Below are 15,781 nucleotides of genomic sequence, written 5' to 3'. Positions count from 1 at the left end.
TTCATGAGCCAACTTTTGCGACTGTGAAGCCGCGGTTGATTCATGATTTTTTTAAAGACGCTCGAGATGTAATGCTCATTCCAAAATCCTGTGGGAGCTGGGCTTGCCCGCGATAAACGATGACGCGGTCTGCCTTCTGGCTGTGTCTCATGCATCGCGGGCAAGCCCGGCTCCCACAAAGGGTTTTGTGTTCACTGCACGATAGCGTCGTGTCAGTACCGCCTACTCACCCGGCACCAACACAAAATCCAGCTGAACTTTCAAAACCGCTCCGACCTCCCATCTTCAACGCGTCGAATAAATCACCATTCGCACGCATGAATTGATCACCTTGATAAGAGGACGGAGTAACCACCATGAGTAATCAACTGGAAGGCAAAAAAGTACTGTTCATCACCTCCAATACAGGGATCGAGCGGGACGAGCTGATTAAACCGCTGGAAGCGCTCAAGGCCCAAGGGGCTTCGGTCACCCATGGTTCGAGTGACGGCGGGACGGCTCAGACTTTCGTTCAGGACACTGAGAAAGATCGCACGGTTGAATCCCAGACTGCGCTGGCCGGGCTTAAAGCGTCGGATTTTGATGCGTTGGTGATTCCAGGCGGTACGGTCAATGCCGATACGCTGCGACTGGATGAAAACGCTCAGCGTCTGGTCAAGGAGTTCGCTGATGCAGGCAAGGTCATCGCTGCGATTTGTCACGGGCCGTGGTTGTTGATCAACGCCGGTGTGATCACTGGCAAGACCCTCACCTCGTACCCGAGCGTCAAGCTTGATCTGGAAAATGCCGGTGCTGCCGGTTGGGTCGATGCCGAGGTCAAGCAATGCCCGGCCAATGGATGGACCCTGATTACTTCGCGTACTCCAGATGATATCCCTGCTTTCAACGAAGCTATTGTAGCGGCGCTTGAGGCGGCTTAAGGCTGGAAGTTCTTTAACGTGATGCTCGATGGTCGCATTTCTGCATATCGAGACGGGATGCTATATATAATGTCTTTTTGGCATCATTCATTTTGAACCCGTCCGTGGAATAGCGATTCTGTGGCCGTCGGTGGGAGATCCGTTTGCCATCTGTTCCGATAGCTCCAAGCGTTGATAAACGCTTGTCCCATGTGCTGGATGCCAGTGAGCGACTGGTTATGGCGGCATCGGTGGAAGAGGTCGTTGCCGTGCTTCGGGACACGGCGCGTGCGGCTGTCGGAGCGGAGGGCGTAGCGGTCGTTATTGAGCATGACGGGCGTTGTTCTTATGTGGCGGAGGACGCAGTTTCTCCGTTGTGGGAAGGCCTGACTTTCCCGGCTGACCACTGTATTTCGGGCTGGGTCATGCACCATGGCGAGACGGTCGCCATTCCCGATGTCCGGCTCGACCCGCGCATTCCTCAAGACGCCTACTCGCCGACTTTTGTCCGTAGCATGGTGATGGTACCGATCGGGCGACCTGTTTCGGTCGCGGCGCTGGGCGCTTACTGGTCGGAGGTCCGCACCCACGACCTGGATACGATCAAACGGCTGGAAAGTCTGGCACGTCTGGCGACTATTGCCATCGAGAATGCGCGCCTCACTGAGGCACGCAATCGCGCGGCCGCGCTGGGCGATGCACAGAACCGTATCCTGAAACTGGCCGTCGAAGAAACGCCTCTCAACGTCGCACTTGATGCGATCGTGCGCGAGGTGGAAGCGCTTTCCACGTCCCGTTTCCTGGGAAGTATTCTGCTGCTGGATGAAGACGGTCAGCAGCTGCAGCATTGCGCAGGCCCGAGTCTTCCCGGTGCGTTCAATGCCGACATGGAGGGCGTCATTGTCGGCCAGAGCTCGAGCTACGGCAGTTCTGCGGCTTTTCGGCGCGAGCCAGTGCCCATGTCCGACATTGCGAACGACCCGCTGTGGGCCGGTTTCCGGGAGAAAGCCATTGAACACGGCCTGCACGCCTGCTGGTCATTCCCGATCCGTTCGGCGCAGGGCGACGTGCTCGGCGCTTTTGTCATGTACCACCATGAACCGCGCAAGCCCCTGTCAGCTGATACCCAGATCGTCGACTTCGTTGTCCAGACGGTGGGTCTCGTTGTGCATCGAGCTCGGGCGAAGGCTGCTATCCGGCTCAGTGAGGCGCGATACTGCCAGATCGTTGAGGGCGCAGAGGACTTTGCGATTATCACCTACGATGCGCAAGGCATGGTAACGAGCTGGAATATCGGTGCCCAGCGCGTTGTTGGCTATGGTGCAGAGGAAGTAGTCGGTCGCAAGGGCGACTTTTTCTATACGGACATGGACCAGGCTGAGCGAGTGTTCCACAACGAGCTAAAAGTCGCTGGTGAGCAGGGGCGAGCCGTCAACGAGCGCTGGCACGTCCGCAAAAACGGTACACGCTTCTGGGGTTCGGGATTGATGATGCCGCTCGCCATGGATCATGGCGGTTTTGTGAAAATCTTCCGCGACCGCACGGCCGAGCATCAGGCTGAAGCGGCACTGCAAGACAGTGCTTCGCGACTGCGTTTTTTTGATGAACTCGACAACCGGCTCTTCAACATCCAGCATGCCGAAGACGCGCTGCTTGCCGCGACCGAGCTGCTCGGTCGGAGGCTGAACATTTCGCGCTGCGCCTACGCGGATGTGGATATCGACCACGACCGGTTCTGGATTCGCAGTGATTACAATGCGCCCGGCATCCAGAGCTCGGTTGGAGCCTATAGCCTCGACCTTTTTGGACCTCGTGCTGCGCAGGATATGCGCGCAGGCCGCACGTTGGTCATACGTGATGTTGTCGCAGAACTGAACCGTGGCGCGGGCCTTGAGACCTTTCTATCCATTGGTGTGGACGCGATCATTTGTTGCCCGCTCGTGAAGGACGGCCGGCTGACGGCAATGATGGCGGTTCATCAGGATCAGCCCCGGGACTGGCAACCGTCCGAAATATCCCTGGTCAGGGAAGTCGTCGAGCGCTGCTGGGCACATGTTGAGCGGGTAGGTGCCGAGATGCGTCTGCGCGAGAGCGAGGAGCGACTGCGCCTTGCCGTGGAAAACGCCGACATTGGCTTCTGGGACGTGGATATCGTTCATCAAACGCTCATCTGGCCGCCACAGACCAAGGCCATGTTCGGCATTTCGGCTGATGTGCCGGTCACGTTGCAACACTTCTATGACGGCTTGCATCCAGAAGATCGAGAAGCAACGACTGCGGCCTTCGCAGCGGCCGTCGATCCTGAGCAGCGCGCCCTTTACGAAGTGGACTACCGCACGATTGGCCGCGAGGATGGCATTGTCCGCTGGATAGCGGCCAAGGGCCGGGCTGTATTCGATTCGTCCAATCGCTGTCTGCGTTTTACCGGCACCGTGGTTGATGTTACCGCCCGCAAGGCCGCCGAGGAGGAACTGCGCGAACTCAATGCCACGCTCGAAGCGAGGATTTCCCAGGCCATCGCCGAGCGGGAAGAAGTCCAGCAGGCGTTGCGTCAGAGTCAGAAGATGGAAGCAATGGGTCAGCTTACCGGCGGCGTGGCTCATGACTTTAACAACCTGCTTACCCCGATCGTTGGCACGTTGGACATGCTCCAGCGCAGAGGCGTGGGCGGCGAGCGAGAGCAGCGGCTGATATCCGGTGCGCTGCAATCAGCGGATCGTGCAAAAACCCTCGTGCAAAGGTTGCTTGCCTTCGCGCGTCGCCAACCGCTTCAGGCGGTTCCGGTCGACGTGGCTAAGCTGGTCAGCGACATGGGCGATCTCGTCGCCAGCACCACCGGTCCGCAAATCAAGGTCGTTGTCGATTCCCCGGAAAACTTGCCTGCGGCGATGGCGGATCCGAACCAACTCGAAATGGCACTTCTGAATCTCTCCGTGAACGCGCGCGACGCGATGCTTGAAGGAGGGACGATGCGCATATCCGCGAGCACTGAGTTGGTCAGTAGCGGTCACCGCTCGAGGCTTCCGACCGGCGAATACCTGTGTCTGTCTGTCGCTGACACCGGCACAGGTATGGACGCGGCGACGCTCGCCCGGGCGGTGGAGCCGTTCTTTTCGACCAAGGGCGTCGGGAAGGGAACGGGCCTTGGCCTCTCGATGGTGCATGGCCTGGCATCCCAGTTGAACGGTGCGCTTACGATTCAAAGCTTGCCCGGTCTGGGAACGAACGTGGAGCTGTGGCTTCCGCGCAGCATGACGGTACCGGCAGCAGCCTTGCGCGTGGTCGAGGCTCCGGAGCGACAATCGGTGCGCGGCGTCGCGCTGTTGGTCGACGATGAAGAGCTGGTACGAGCAAGTACTTCGTACATGCTGGCGGACCTAGGCTACCGAGTAATCGAGGCGGCATCGGGCGAGGAGGCTTTACAACTGCTGGACGCCGGGCAGCCCTTCAACCTGCTCGTCACGGACCACCTGATGCCTGGTATCAGTGGTACCGATCTGGCCAGAGTAGTCCGTACTTCCCGGCCCGGGACTGCAATCCTCCTGGTCTCCGGCTATGCCGAACGTGAGGGACTTGATGCGGATATTCCACGGCTTGCCAAACCGTTTCGAAAGGATGAGCTCGCGGCAAGCCTGTCCCGGCTCGGCGACGAATCCTGAGGTGGTTATGGAGCTTGGGCATTCCACAGACCTGGCAGCCAAGCTGGCCCTGTTTCCATATCACCGCGCTGTCTAGCGGCAAACACAGGACCTGTAGGAGCTGCCGAAGGCTGCGATCGCGGTGTATCAGGAGAAATGTTTCGCAGCCTTCGGCAGCTCCTACAGAAAATGCATTTCAATCCAGTAATTGCATGTTGTTTTATTAGAGCGCACGAGCACCGCGAGGCCGCGATAGCGGTATATCAGACAGACCGCCATCGCTGCCTCGCGGTGCTCGTGAGCTCCTACAGAAAAGCATTCCAAATCAGTCATTGATCAATCATGTTCGTGATCCGGAATCTCGGCCAATCCTAAAGTCGTTCGGCTATTGCCATTGATCCTCAACGGTCGCGCATCCTGTACCTTCAGCGACACCTCAAGCTGCTCCCACGCGGGACGAAAACTTCCTGTTTTGACGATCTTCAAATCAATGAAGTCCGGGTCATATTCGAGGGTCCAGTTAATCAGCAGGCTGCTGCCGCTTTTCCACCCGTGGCTGATGCCATCATCTTCGAACAGCACCCCGTTTGCGGAGCCTGAGGGTGCAGGGAAAATCACCAGCTCACGATGTCGATCAAGGGATGAGTCATTGAGCTTGTGGCATTCACCGGTGGCAATTGCAGCGCCTCCCCGTACCAGCAATGGCAAGCGTTCCAGCGGTGCAGCGAGGGACACGTATTGGCCGCCTTCGTACCAGTCACCAGTATGCCAGTCGCACCAACCCGTCTCGTTAACCGGTAGCCAGACTTCGCGCTCGCGTGCGCCTTGCTCTACAACGCTGGCGACCAGCATGTCCCGGCCTAGCAGGAATTCGTCGTTCTCTTCGAAGGTCTGCGGATCGTGCTCGTGGTCCAGAAAAGTCGGCCGCAAAATGGGTTCGTCTTCATGACTCGCTTGCCACAGCAAGGTATAGAAATAAGGCATCAACCGGTATCTGAGGCGGATGGCGTCGCGGATCGCGTCGGTAACGGAGGGGTGCATCCATGGCTCGTTGACGGTGCCGTCGTCGTTCCAGGAATGAATAGTGAAACGCGGGTGCATCACGCCGTTCTGGACCCAGCGTAAAAAAAGCTCAGGATCCGGCTTGTTACCCGAGAACCCGCCGACATCGTGCCCCACGTTGTACAACCCTGACAGACTCATGCCCAGGCCCATCCGGGTGTTGTAGCGGAGTGTGTCCCAGTTGGTCCGGTTATCGCCGCTCCAGGTCTGAACATAGCGCTGCATCCCGGCGCAACCCGAGCGGGAGATGAGGTAAGGGCGTTCTGAAGGTGCGAATCGCTGCTGCGCCTCCAGCGAGGCTCTCATCATTAGCAGCGCCATGACGGGCCGGATATGTTTGATCGCTATCTCGCGACCAAAGCCCTGGCAGCGTGCCTCGCCGTCCCATACTTCATATTCGTTGTTGTCGTTCCACGTGCAATCAATGCCCATTTCCAGAAGCTGCGAGGTGACGTTTGATTGCCACCAGCGGATGGCCGCCGGATTGGTGAAGTCCAGGTGCGAGCCCTCGTCGTCCCAGAAAACCGACCTTTCTGGCTGGTCGTATTCCGAGTCGATCACGAACAGCCTCTTCTCGGCCACTTCGGGGTAGCGTGGATGGTCCTGCAGCAGACACGGTTTTATGTTGGCAATCAGTCTGACTCCAGCATCACGGTACGCTTGCGCCAGCGCCTCTGGATCCGGGACTTTGTCGTAATTCCAGTTGAACACATAGCGTTTGTCGCCAATCGACGTATACCCGGATGACAGCTGAAACGAGTCACAAGGGATCTCGTGTTGCCGACAGAGATCAAGGAAACCGAGCAACTGTTCCTGCGCATTGTCAGCATCGGTGTAGTGCATGGTTGAGCCGCTGTAGCCCAGGCTCCATTTAGGCAGGAACAAGGTGCGCCCGGTCAGGCGGACGAAGGCCTTGGTCACATCGAGTACGCGCGGCCCTGCAATAACCCAATAGTCGAGATCCCCCGCGTCCGCTTTGTAGCGACGATACGGGCGATGGTAATTATCCAGCTCGTTGCCCAGATCAAAGACGCTGGTGTTCAGGTTGTCGTAGAACATCCCGAAACTTGCGTCTTGCTGCTGGGTAATGACGAACGGAATGTGCTTGTAAAGCGGGTCAGTGCTCGCCGCGTTGTAGCCCATGGCGTCGAGATTACGCATTTCAAAACGTCTGCCGGTGCGGTTTAAATCACCGGTTTTTTCCCCAAGGCCGTAGTAGCGATGTTCAGGGGCGCGCAACTGATAATGCTCGACGCCATCACCATGGGCGTTGAGTGAGTAGGCGCCGGTGGGACGATCCGAGACCAGCGGCTTCCAGACCAGGCCGTCGTGGAATTCCCATTGCAACCACAGTGGCCGATGCACCGTTACGCGCAGTTTTTGGGTGGTCAGTATCAGTCGGTCCTGGAGCTCTTCGAGCTGAAATGCGGGCAAGGAAAAACCGGCGACGGACTCACGAGACCGACCCTCCCAAGGGACATCTTCCTTGGGCGCAATGCTCCAGGTTCGATCCAGTTCCAATGTGCCTGCGCGCATCAGCAGGACACGAGCCAAACCATCTTCGAGCATATGGATGCGGAATACATGCCGGTCCTCGACCAGCAGCTCGATATAGCCTTCTTTGCGTGCGTGGAACTTCCAGTTTTTGAGTGATTTCATTGTGGGTGCACCACTTCAGATTTGGGCCTGGATTTGGACTGGGTACGGTCCGCGATAAACATGATCATGAAAATTGCCCCTATAAAATCAAAGAGCCCCATGGCGATGAACAGTGGGTTAAAGCCTATTTTGTCGACGCTGACACCGATGATCAGCGAGAAGATAAAGCTGGCAATCCAGGCGCAGGAACCACGCATGCCGTTAACCGTCGCCAGTTCATCCCGATCAAAGGTCTCGACCACCAATGCACTCAACATGCAGGAGATAATCTGGTGGCCAAAACCGCCGACTGAAATGAGCGCGATCGCGACATAGGGATCTTTCACCTGGGTCATGACGGCTAACGAAAACATCAGAAACGCGCCCGTGATCGAACTCGCAACGATTGAGTTGACCCGCGTGCATTTGAAGATTCGGTGGTAGGCGCGGGATAGGTAGCCGCTGGCGATACTGCCCAGGTCTGCTGCCAGAAAAGGCACCCAGGCAAACAGCACGATTTGCTTGAGGTCCATGCCTCGCTCATTGGCCAGGTACAAGGGCACCCAGAAACTCATGACCGCCCAGGCGGGCTCAGCCATGAAAGCGGGAAGGGCGATACCGTAAAACCTTTTGTCCCGACCGATCTTTTTCAGCGCTTTGAAAAACGGCATTTGCTGGCCGGTTATTTCGCCATCTTGTTGAATGTGTTCCCGCTCAGCGGGAGAGAGGCGAGGGTGAATGGCGGGCGCGTGGTAAAGCCAGGCCCAGAGGCCAGCCCACACCAGTCCGATGCCACCGGAAATCAAAAATGCGCCCTGCCAGCCCAGCGAAACGTGAGCCAGATAGATGATGGGCGGCGCTAACATCGCGCCCAACGAGAAGCCGACGCCAGCCCAGCCTGCCGCGACAGGCCGTTCCTTTTTCGGGAACCAGTCGCCGATGGCTTTGGCATTCGCGGGGGTGGCGGCAGCCTCCGAAGCACCCATGAAAAAGCGCAGGATCGCCAGGTGTACCCAGCTCGCTGCGCCCGCATGCAGCAGACACATCACCGACCATATGACGGCACATATCACGAAGCCGAGTTTCAACCCGACAGCATCGATCAGCCATCCGCAGATGGGCTGGAAGATGGTGTAAGCCAGTTGAAAAGCGGCGACTACCCACGAGTATTGTTCAGTCGACATGCTGAACGTGGATTTCAGTTCCGGGGCCAATATGCCCAATGAGTTTCGGGTGATGTAGTTGACGGTGACGCCAAGCAGAAACAGGGAGAGCATCCACCAGCGCAGGTGCGGGATGAATTTTCGCTTGGCCGAAAGTCGAGCATTGCGGTCGATATCGATAGTCATCAATTCTTCGCCTGTGCCGGATTTTCCGGCGTTTTGTTTTTATTTGAGGCTCAACGCTAGGGCAACGGCTTATGCCCCGTACAGAACTAACGATGTATAAATTTACATTTTCTTAGTGAATCGATTGGTGGAATCCAGACCACGCTAGGCCTTGTGGTCTTTTTCTGATATGAAAGCTTTTACATAAATTGTCTCAATGGATCAGTCGCTGTGGGCAAGCTACGCATTACTGAGATCGCTGCACAAACAGGTCTGTCGATTGCGACGGTTTCCCGAGTGCTTGCCGGTAAATCAAATACTAGCGCGGCAACGAGGCAGAAAGTGTTGGCGGTGGCGCGCCAGCATGGGGTGATGGAAGACCTCGCCAATGGCCGGTTTCTGCTAAACGGGCTGACCATCTTTGCACCCTCGCGTGCCTTCAACGTCCGCTCGGATATCTTCTACTACAAGGTTATCCAGGGCATCACCCAGGCGGTTGCGCAGCATGATGTTCGAGTTCGTTACTGCGAACTTGAGGAGGTCGACAGCGACGCATTGTTGTTTCTTGAAAAGATGAATCAGAAAGAAACCGATGCAGCGATTCTGATCGGCATTGATGATCCGCACATTCACCAGCTGGCAGCGGATTTCAGCAAGCCTGCTGTGCTTATCAACTGCATTGATCGCAGCATGCGCCTGCCTTCCATATCGCCCGACCACTTTTTGATCGGTCATTTTGCGATCAATTACCTGTTTCAGATGGGTCATCGAAACGTGCTCACGTTGCAGTGCCTCAGGCGCTACACGATGGATCTGCGCATGCGTGGGATTCGCGACGCCTGGAAGGAGCAGAATCTCGAGTTTGTCGACGCGAACCATCAGATCATTACCGAAGGCTTCGGCAGTGCCGAGGCGGAAGCGCGGGTGGCGGCTTTTATTGCAGATTGCGCACCTGATGACCGACCTACCGCGATTCTTGCCGGGGGCGATTTCATAGCAGCCGGTGCCGTGAAAGCGCTACAGAGCGCTGGTTTGAGGGTGCCTCAGGACGTTTCGGTGATGAGCATGGATGGCTTCAATCTGGCTGACATCAACGACATACCGCTCACCACGCTTCACGTCCCTCGCGATGAGTTGGGGGCGGAGGCGATCAGGGTATTAAGGCAACGTCTCTTCGAACCGCGATCACCATGCGGCAATCTTCTACTGGGCGGGCAATTGATCACCGGCAGCTCGGTGCGGCGTATCAAACACAGCGCGCAGCAGACCCCGGTGTATCAGAAGATTATTTATGATTGATCGGCGCAAATCCGGTAGGAGCATATTCATTCGCGAAGGGGCCGGTACATCCAGAGCATCTGCATCGTCGGGAATGCCGCCTTCCCGGATGAATCCGGTCCCACAGGATCGGGGTGAACGTGAGGAAGGTGCAGACCCTGTGGGAGCGAATTCATTCGCGAAGGGGCCGGCACAGCCACAGCATTTGCGTCGTCAGGGATACCGTCTTCCCGAATAAATTCGGTCCTACCAGTTTGCGTTGAGCATCAGCCTTGCACAAATCCGGTAGGAGCGAATTCATTCGCGAAGGGGCCTATACCATCACAGCATCTGTGCGATCAGAAATGCATTCCCTTGTGTGAGCGATTTTCTACCCATCAAGCACCAGAGACATGTCCGGATACCTGGCACACATGAAGTCGACAAATGCCCGTACTTTGGGAGCCGCAAGCCGCCTGGATGTATGCAAAACCCACAGCGACGGCTCGACACCCGACACAGTCCCCCATTGAACCAACTCACCTCGGGCAAGCTGACTCCAGGCGATGGACTGTGGAATGAGGGCCGCACCGCCCCCGGCGATAGCTGCATCGCGGACCATCAGCAATGAAGAGAAGCTCATTTTCGGGATCGGCTCCAGGACCAACTGCCCGCCATCGAGACTCCAGTGGGTGGGCTGGAACGTTGAAGTCACGATGCCCGGAACGGGTCTGATTGCGCCGGGCATCGGCTTGGGTATTTCAGGCGCCGCCACGACTATCAGCCGGTCTTTGGCGAAGCACCTGCCGACCAGGCTGCTGTCCGGGCCTGGATTGATCCGGATGGCGACGTCGTATTGCTCCTCCACCAGATCGACCATGCGATCTTCAGCAACCACCTCAATCAAGACTTCCGGATAGGCCGCACAGAACTCGGCGCCGATACGGCCCATCGCGAGCTGAGAGAACAAAATCGGTGCCGCGACCCGCAAGCGCCCGCGAGGCGTTGAAACGCCTTCACTTGCAGCCGTCATTGCTTCAGTTACTTCACTCAGCGGGGCTTCAGTTCGAGACATCAGCGCCTTGCCCGCTTCGGTGAGTTTCAGGCCGCGGGCGCTGCGCTCAATCAACCTTACGCCCAGTTGCTCTTCAAGGTCGGCGATTCGGCGCGACAACGTGGCTTTGGAAACACCGCTCGCACGGCTTGCCTTTCCCAGCCCTGAATGGGTGGCGACGAGCATGAAATCGATCAGCGCGTTCAGGTTCATGGTGTTCCATATTTGCAACGAGGTGTCTGGATTTTGGGGTCTTCGTTTTATAAGTGCAACGGATTACTTTCTCGTCAAGGTCGTTGCGGATTTCACTCGCAGATCAACTTCAAATCCTCAGCAGGAGTTTCAATATGAGCATTCTGGTTACTGGTGCCACCGGCACTATTGGTTCACTGATCACCCAAGGCCTTGCTGACGCGGGCGCTGACGTCAAAGCTCTCGTACGCCAACCGGGTAAGCGGACCTTCCCGACGGGCGTCACTGAGGTGGTCGCAGACCTAACCGATGTAGCGTCGATGCGCGAGGCACTGTCGTCGGTGCGTACGCTGTTCCTCCTCAATGCGGTAACGCCTGATGAGGTCACCCAAGCCCTCATTACGCTGAACCTTGCTCGCGAGGTGGGTATTGAGCGCATTGTTTACCTGTCGGTGATCCATGCGGACAAGTTCACCAATGTCCCGCACTTCACCGGCAAGCATACGGTTGAGCGCATGATCGAGACCCTCGACATGCCCGTGACTATTTTGCGTCCGGCTTATTTCATGCAAAACGATCGCATGGTCCAACAGACCATTCAGGATTACTCGGTTTATCCAATGCCAATCGGTTCGGCAGGTGTTTCCATGATTGATGCGCGCGATATCGCTGATGTCGCCGTTGCGGAATTGCTGCGTCGTGACAGAGCAGCCTCGGCGCTGGATTGTGTAACGCTGGAGTTGATCGGACCGCAGCCGCTCACCGGTTCGTCTGTGGCGAAAGTCTGGAGTACCGCGCTGGGTCGCGAGATCGCCTACGGCGGTGATGACGTTGCGGCTTTCGAAGGGCAGCTCGCTTCATACGGTCCCAATTGGCTGGCGTATGACATGCGCCTGATGATGGCGGGGATTCAGAAGTTTGGCATGCAGGCAAAAGAAGGAACCATTGAGCAGCTTCAGACCATCATTGGGCACCCATTACGCACTTATGAAGACTTCGTGCGCGAGGCTCTTACTGATGCTTAAGCAACCCGCGATACAGCCACAGCCTCTGTGTCGTCAGGGATACCGTTTTCCCGAATAAATTCGGTCCTACCAGGTTGTGTTGAGCTTCAGGCTAGCGCAGATCCGGTGGGAATTCATTCGCGAAGGGCCGGTACAGCCACAGCATCTGCGTCGTTGGGAATGCTGTCTTCCCGAATAAATTCGGTCCTACCAGTTTGCGTTGAGCTTCAGGCTTGCGCAAATCCGGTGGGAGCGAATTCATTCGCGAAGGGGCCGGTACAGCCACAGTATTTGCATCGTCAAGAACGCCGACAACCGCTCACGCCGTCCGGGTAACCGTTAACACCACCGCAGCGATTCTTTCTGCCTGAGCGTAGTTTTCGGTTTCCAGTTCCTCGCCGAATACATCCGGGTCCATCTCGCGATAGGACCACGCGAAACCTGGGCGATCAATCAACAGCAGGGCGTGTTCAAGGAACAGATCCACTCCGTCGACCCATGGCGTGCCGGTGTACAGCAACAGGCTACCGCCCAGTGCCAGGCGGCCCATCGCTTGCTCGACGATGCGTACGGAAAGCTCTGAACCCAGGCGTCCGCCGCCATGACGATAGGCGCGTTTCTGGCTGTCCTGCATATAAGGCGGGTTGGCGACGATGAGGTCGAATTCGCCGGAAGTACTTTCCAGCAGATCGCTGTGCCAGGCGTGCACGTTTTCGATCTCCGCCAGTGCAGAGTTCACCGCAGTAAACCTCAGCGCTGTCGGATTGATATCCAGTGCCAACACCTGCGCGTTGGGTCTGGATTTTGCGATGAGGATGGCTCCCATGCCGCTGCCACAACCGATATCCGCCGCAGTGCGCACCGGATGCATTGAGGTTCTCAGATGCTCTTCAATGGCCTGGGCGAATCGGTAGGTGTCGGGGCCGAAAAAGACTGCATCGTTTGAAATGGTCGGGAAGCCGGAATGCACGAAAAGCAGGTCCTGCAGGCTCGACCAGCGTACTTCACTGAGTAACAACCCGGCATGGGCGCGGATGATTCCGCTGGCCAGCAGGGCGTTTATTTCCGCCTCTGGCAGCAGGTTTGTTTCAAACGGCCGGTTCCAGCCAAAGATATCGCGCAGGTTACGAGCCTTGCGGTTTTGCTCGCGCTCGTTATTGCGCTGATGGGTCAGGGGCGTCACCGTGACGAACTTGTATTCATCGGCCTGTAGTCGACGACCCAACTGAACGAGTGCCAGGTCATGGGTCTGTTCTTCAGTGTTGGGTGCATTAGTAAACGATGACGATGCAGTGGTGTGGTCCATCACGCTAACGATCCTTGAGCAAGTTGGCTGGAATAGGCCCGAGTGGCGATCAGGCCCTCAGGCGTCGAGTGTTGGGAAGGGGACAGCAGACTGATCAATCGCTCAGTCGAGCCGTTGGCTTTAGGTTGCTTTGGCGATACAGAGGCGGGTGTCGCCCGACGCCGGAACCGGGCACGAAACGGGTTGCTGTTGGCCGAAGCACTTTCGTCAACCCAATCCCCTGCAATCCAGTCCCTCAACAGCTGCATTTCGTAACCGCTGAACACGCCAAACATCACCGCTCCCGGGCCGTCGATCAGTTGCCAGAAGCGACTTTGGGTCGGGTCCTGATTGCGTTTGATCCAGCCTTTGTTTTCAAGAGCGGTCAGGAACGCGCGGCTGCGTCCGGGCTCGCCCAGCCACTGGTTGATGGTCAACCCGTCCAGACGACAATAGTCCGAATGCATGTACTGACCAAAGGAACGCTTGCGCTCCAGCATGGCCACGACTTCGTTCTCCAGATCAAAGCTGGCGATGACCTCTTTAGTGCCCGTGCCCAGCTCGTTCAGGGCATAGCCAGCGCGCAGCCGTTCAATGAATTCATCCCGGGTGTCATCTGTCGGCAACAGGTCGAGAACGGTTTGCACGGCTTTGTGGGCGTGGCCGTTACTGGCATTGTCGATGGTGACGTGCAGCGTGAAATAGTACGGATCAATGCTCAGCTCGTTGAGCTCGAACGACGTAATCAACAAGTGCAACGGAAGCTGCTCATAGCCCAAGTTGTACCCGAGCAACTCTGGCAGGTACTCGTCACCCAGTTGCGCGAGTGCGAGCTGAATCGCGCCTTGGACGTACAACACGTCTTCCAGTTGTTCGGTGGGCGCGCAGTCGTGATCAGCCAAAAGCTTGCGGTACAGCACCACATGATTCAGCGCGGGATCGCCGTCTCCGAGCTCTTCCAGATAGGTACGGATCAGACCGTGATAGCGCCAGTCGTCGGTGTGTTTTACTGCAGCGTACAGCCAGGCCCCATCCACCAGTTTGGTCGGTGCTACCTGTCTTAGAAAATAAAGGGCGTGAGCCTTGTTTCCGAAGAATTGCCTACCTGCGCCTGCATGCCGTCCTTCGAGATACTCTTTGTACGCACTGGCGACAACACTTGCCTTTCCCTCCATCCACGCGGGCATCTCGCTGAGGTCTTCAGGAAGATCCACGGAACATTGCCGCGCTTCATGAAGATGGACGTCGAGAAAGTGGCGAAGCGTACGGGCATCCACCTGTCGGGGATCGCTCAACAGCTGGTGGTAGAGGGTTCTGGCATCTGCATCTGAATGCATTGCCGAGTTCAGGCGATCATCAAAATTGCGCAGAGAGTTCATAAGGCAGCCTACAAATGTTCTTGGTATGTAGGTCTGAGGCGGGGGCTTCCGGATAAATTCCAAGAATGTGTAAAGGGCTGGACGGGTGGTGCGTTTTTTTGAGTTGAGGGGGAGGACTGTTGATCAGCTATAAATCTGGCATACCCCGTCCTTGGTAGGAGCGAACTTGTTCGCGAGACGTAATGACTGACACGACGCCTCGCCAACAAGTTGGCTCCTACAGAAGGATATTTCAGTAAGAGGGTTTATATGTCTGTTTTAGGGCGCTGCCTGTTTCACCCCTCACAAAACCTCAACCGATTGCCAAACGGGTCGTAAACCTCCAGCACTTTGCCCCAGCCTTGCTCGACGATGTCCGGTCGGCCGTAGCCGTAGCGCTTGGCCTGTAGTTCATCGCGAAGCAGTTCGATATTTTGCATCGGGATGAATACCGTCGAGCCGGGGCTGGCATCGCCGTGGTGTTCGGAGAGGTGCAGTTGCAGGCCGTTGCGGTTTATCCCCAGATACAGCGGCAGATCCGCTTCGAACCGGTGCTCGAATTCAACGCTGAAGCCGAGGAAATCGAGGTAAAACTCGCGTGCCTTGGTTTCGTCGAACGATCGCAGAATAGGAATTGATTTGTCGAAGGTGATGCCCGCCGGGGCAACTTCGTGGGTGAGCAGCGCTGACGCAGTGTTCCAGTCTTTATGGCCCAGTTGATGGGCGACCAGTTCAAGGGCGGCGGAGTGGGAAATTTCCTGATTAGACTTTGCGAGGTCGGCGCGCAGCCGCTTGGCCATTTGCTTGGCGTGTTCGATCGAAAACATGAAGGCTCCTGGAGTCGAGGCTTTCTGGTGCTCGCATTGCCAAACCTTGACTATCAAGAGATGCGACAGGATTCGGAAGAAAACATGCTTTCACCTTTCCCATCGGGAGCGAGCGGCAGGCAGCATTGGCCCGCTGCGATCATACACAGGCGACACCGGGGACGGAATGCAGGGAATGAAAAAAGCCGCTGCCAGATGACAGCGGCGCTTGCAGATCAGGCCTTGGTCTAGAAGATCTA

The 15,781-nt window shown here is 56.9% G+C and carries 10 protein-coding genes; 4 read left to right on the top strand and 6 right to left on the bottom strand.

Annotated elements, in window-relative coordinates; all coding sequences use genetic code 11:
• Positions 1–356 precede the first annotated feature (356 nt).
• Both K3169_RS24745 and K3169_RS24740 read left to right on the top strand, forming a co-directional pair.
• The gene (locus K3169_RS24745) at positions 357–920 is read left to right on the top strand and encodes a type 1 glutamine amidotransferase domain-containing protein (protein WP_263268472.1); all 564 of its coding nucleotides are present in this window, start codon (positions 357–359) and stop codon (positions 918–920) included.
• 218 nt (positions 921–1,138) lie between these two features.
• Positions 1,139–4,558 (top strand): GAF domain-containing protein, encoded by a 3,420-nt coding sequence (locus K3169_RS24740; protein ID WP_263272357.1) that lies wholly within the window; start codon positions 1,139–1,141, stop codon positions 4,556–4,558.
• A 315-nt stretch (positions 4,559–4,873) separates the two neighbouring features.
• On the opposite strand, the gene K3169_RS24735 is transcribed toward K3169_RS24740, so the two are convergent.
• Positions 4,874–7,258 (bottom strand): glycoside hydrolase family 31 protein, encoded by a 2,385-nt coding sequence (locus K3169_RS24735; protein WP_263268470.1) that lies wholly within the window; start codon positions 7,256–7,258, stop codon positions 4,874–4,876.
• On the bottom strand, positions 7,255–8,586 hold the full coding sequence (locus K3169_RS24730) for an MFS transporter (RefSeq protein ID WP_099270549.1): 1,332 nt from the start codon (positions 8,584–8,586) through the stop codon (positions 7,255–7,257). The genes K3169_RS24735 and K3169_RS24730 overlap by 4 nt, the downstream gene beginning before the upstream one ends.
• Positions 8,587–8,796: 210 nt before the next feature.
• Between K3169_RS24730 and K3169_RS24725 the strand changes: the two genes are divergently transcribed.
• Complete coding sequence (locus K3169_RS24725) at positions 8,797–9,864, top strand: LacI family DNA-binding transcriptional regulator (protein ID WP_231675278.1); 1,068 nt, start codon at positions 8,797–8,799, stop codon at positions 9,862–9,864.
• Between the two features lie 349 nt (positions 9,865–10,213).
• Here K3169_RS24725 and K3169_RS24720 read toward each other — a convergent pair whose 3' ends face one another.
• Positions 10,214–11,089 (bottom strand): LysR family transcriptional regulator, encoded by an 876-nt coding sequence (locus tag K3169_RS24720; RefSeq protein ID WP_099270547.1) that lies wholly within the window; start codon positions 11,087–11,089, stop codon positions 10,214–10,216.
• Positions 11,090–11,223: 134 nt separating this feature from the next.
• On the opposite strand from K3169_RS24720, the gene K3169_RS24715 reads away from it, so the two are divergent.
• On the top strand, positions 11,224–12,093 hold the full coding sequence (locus tag K3169_RS24715) for an NmrA/HSCARG family protein (RefSeq protein WP_263268465.1): 870 nt from the start codon (positions 11,224–11,226) through the stop codon (positions 12,091–12,093).
• Positions 12,094–12,391: 298 nt separating this feature from the next.
• On the opposite strand, the gene K3169_RS24710 is transcribed toward K3169_RS24715, so the two are convergent.
• The 3 genes from K3169_RS24710 to K3169_RS24700 all read right to left on the bottom strand — a co-directional run bounded on the left by K3169_RS24710 (position 12,392) and on the right by K3169_RS24700 (position 15,542).
• A complete protein-coding gene (locus tag K3169_RS24710) occupies positions 12,392–13,378 on the bottom strand; it encodes a class I SAM-dependent methyltransferase (RefSeq protein WP_263268463.1) in 987 nt (328 codons plus the stop codon).
• On the bottom strand, positions 13,378–14,736 hold the full coding sequence (locus tag K3169_RS24705; RefSeq protein ID WP_263268462.1) for an iron-containing redox enzyme family protein: 1,359 nt from the start codon (positions 14,734–14,736) through the stop codon (positions 13,378–13,380). The genes K3169_RS24710 and K3169_RS24705 overlap by 1 nt, the downstream gene beginning before the upstream one ends.
• A gap of 275 nt (positions 14,737–15,011) precedes the next feature.
• A complete protein-coding gene (locus K3169_RS24700; protein ID WP_263268461.1) occupies positions 15,012–15,542 on the bottom strand; it encodes a VOC family protein in 531 nt (176 codons plus the stop codon).
• Positions 15,543–15,781 lie beyond the last annotated feature (239 nt).

The sequence above is a fragment of the Pseudomonas phytophila genome (genome assembly GCF_025643095.1).
GTDB lineage: Bacteria > Pseudomonadota > Gammaproteobacteria > Pseudomonadales > Pseudomonadaceae > Aquipseudomonas > Aquipseudomonas quasicaspiana.
This window is presented reverse-complemented; position numbering and strand designations above follow the sequence as displayed.

Coding starts and splice junctions, on each gene's coding strand:
- K3169_RS24720 (WP_099270547.1), bottom strand. CDS start 11,089: ATGAACCTGAACGCGCTGATCGATTTCATGCTCGTCGCCACCCATTCA.
- K3169_RS24715 (WP_263268465.1), top strand. CDS start 11,224: ATGAGCATTCTGGTTACTGGTGCCACCGGCACTATTGGTTCACTGATC.
- K3169_RS24710 (WP_263268463.1), bottom strand. CDS start 13,378: ATGGACCACACCACTGCATCGTCATCGTTTACTAATGCACCCAACACT.
- K3169_RS24740 (WP_263272357.1), top strand. CDS start 1,139: ATGGCGGCATCGGTGGAAGAGGTCGTTGCCGTGCTTCGGGACACGGCG.
- K3169_RS24705 (WP_263268462.1), bottom strand. CDS start 14,736: ATGAACTCTCTGCGCAATTTTGATGATCGCCTGAACTCGGCAATGCAT.
- K3169_RS24735 (WP_263268470.1), bottom strand. CDS start 7,258: ATGAAATCACTCAAAAACTGGAAGTTCCACGCACGCAAAGAAGGCTAT.
- K3169_RS24745 (WP_263268472.1), top strand. CDS start 357: ATGAGTAATCAACTGGAAGGCAAAAAAGTACTGTTCATCACCTCCAAT.
- K3169_RS24730 (WP_099270549.1), bottom strand. CDS start 8,586: ATGACTATCGATATCGACCGCAATGCTCGACTTTCGGCCAAGCGAAAA.
- K3169_RS24700 (WP_263268461.1), bottom strand. CDS start 15,542: ATGTTTTCGATCGAACACGCCAAGCAAATGGCCAAGCGGCTGCGCGCC.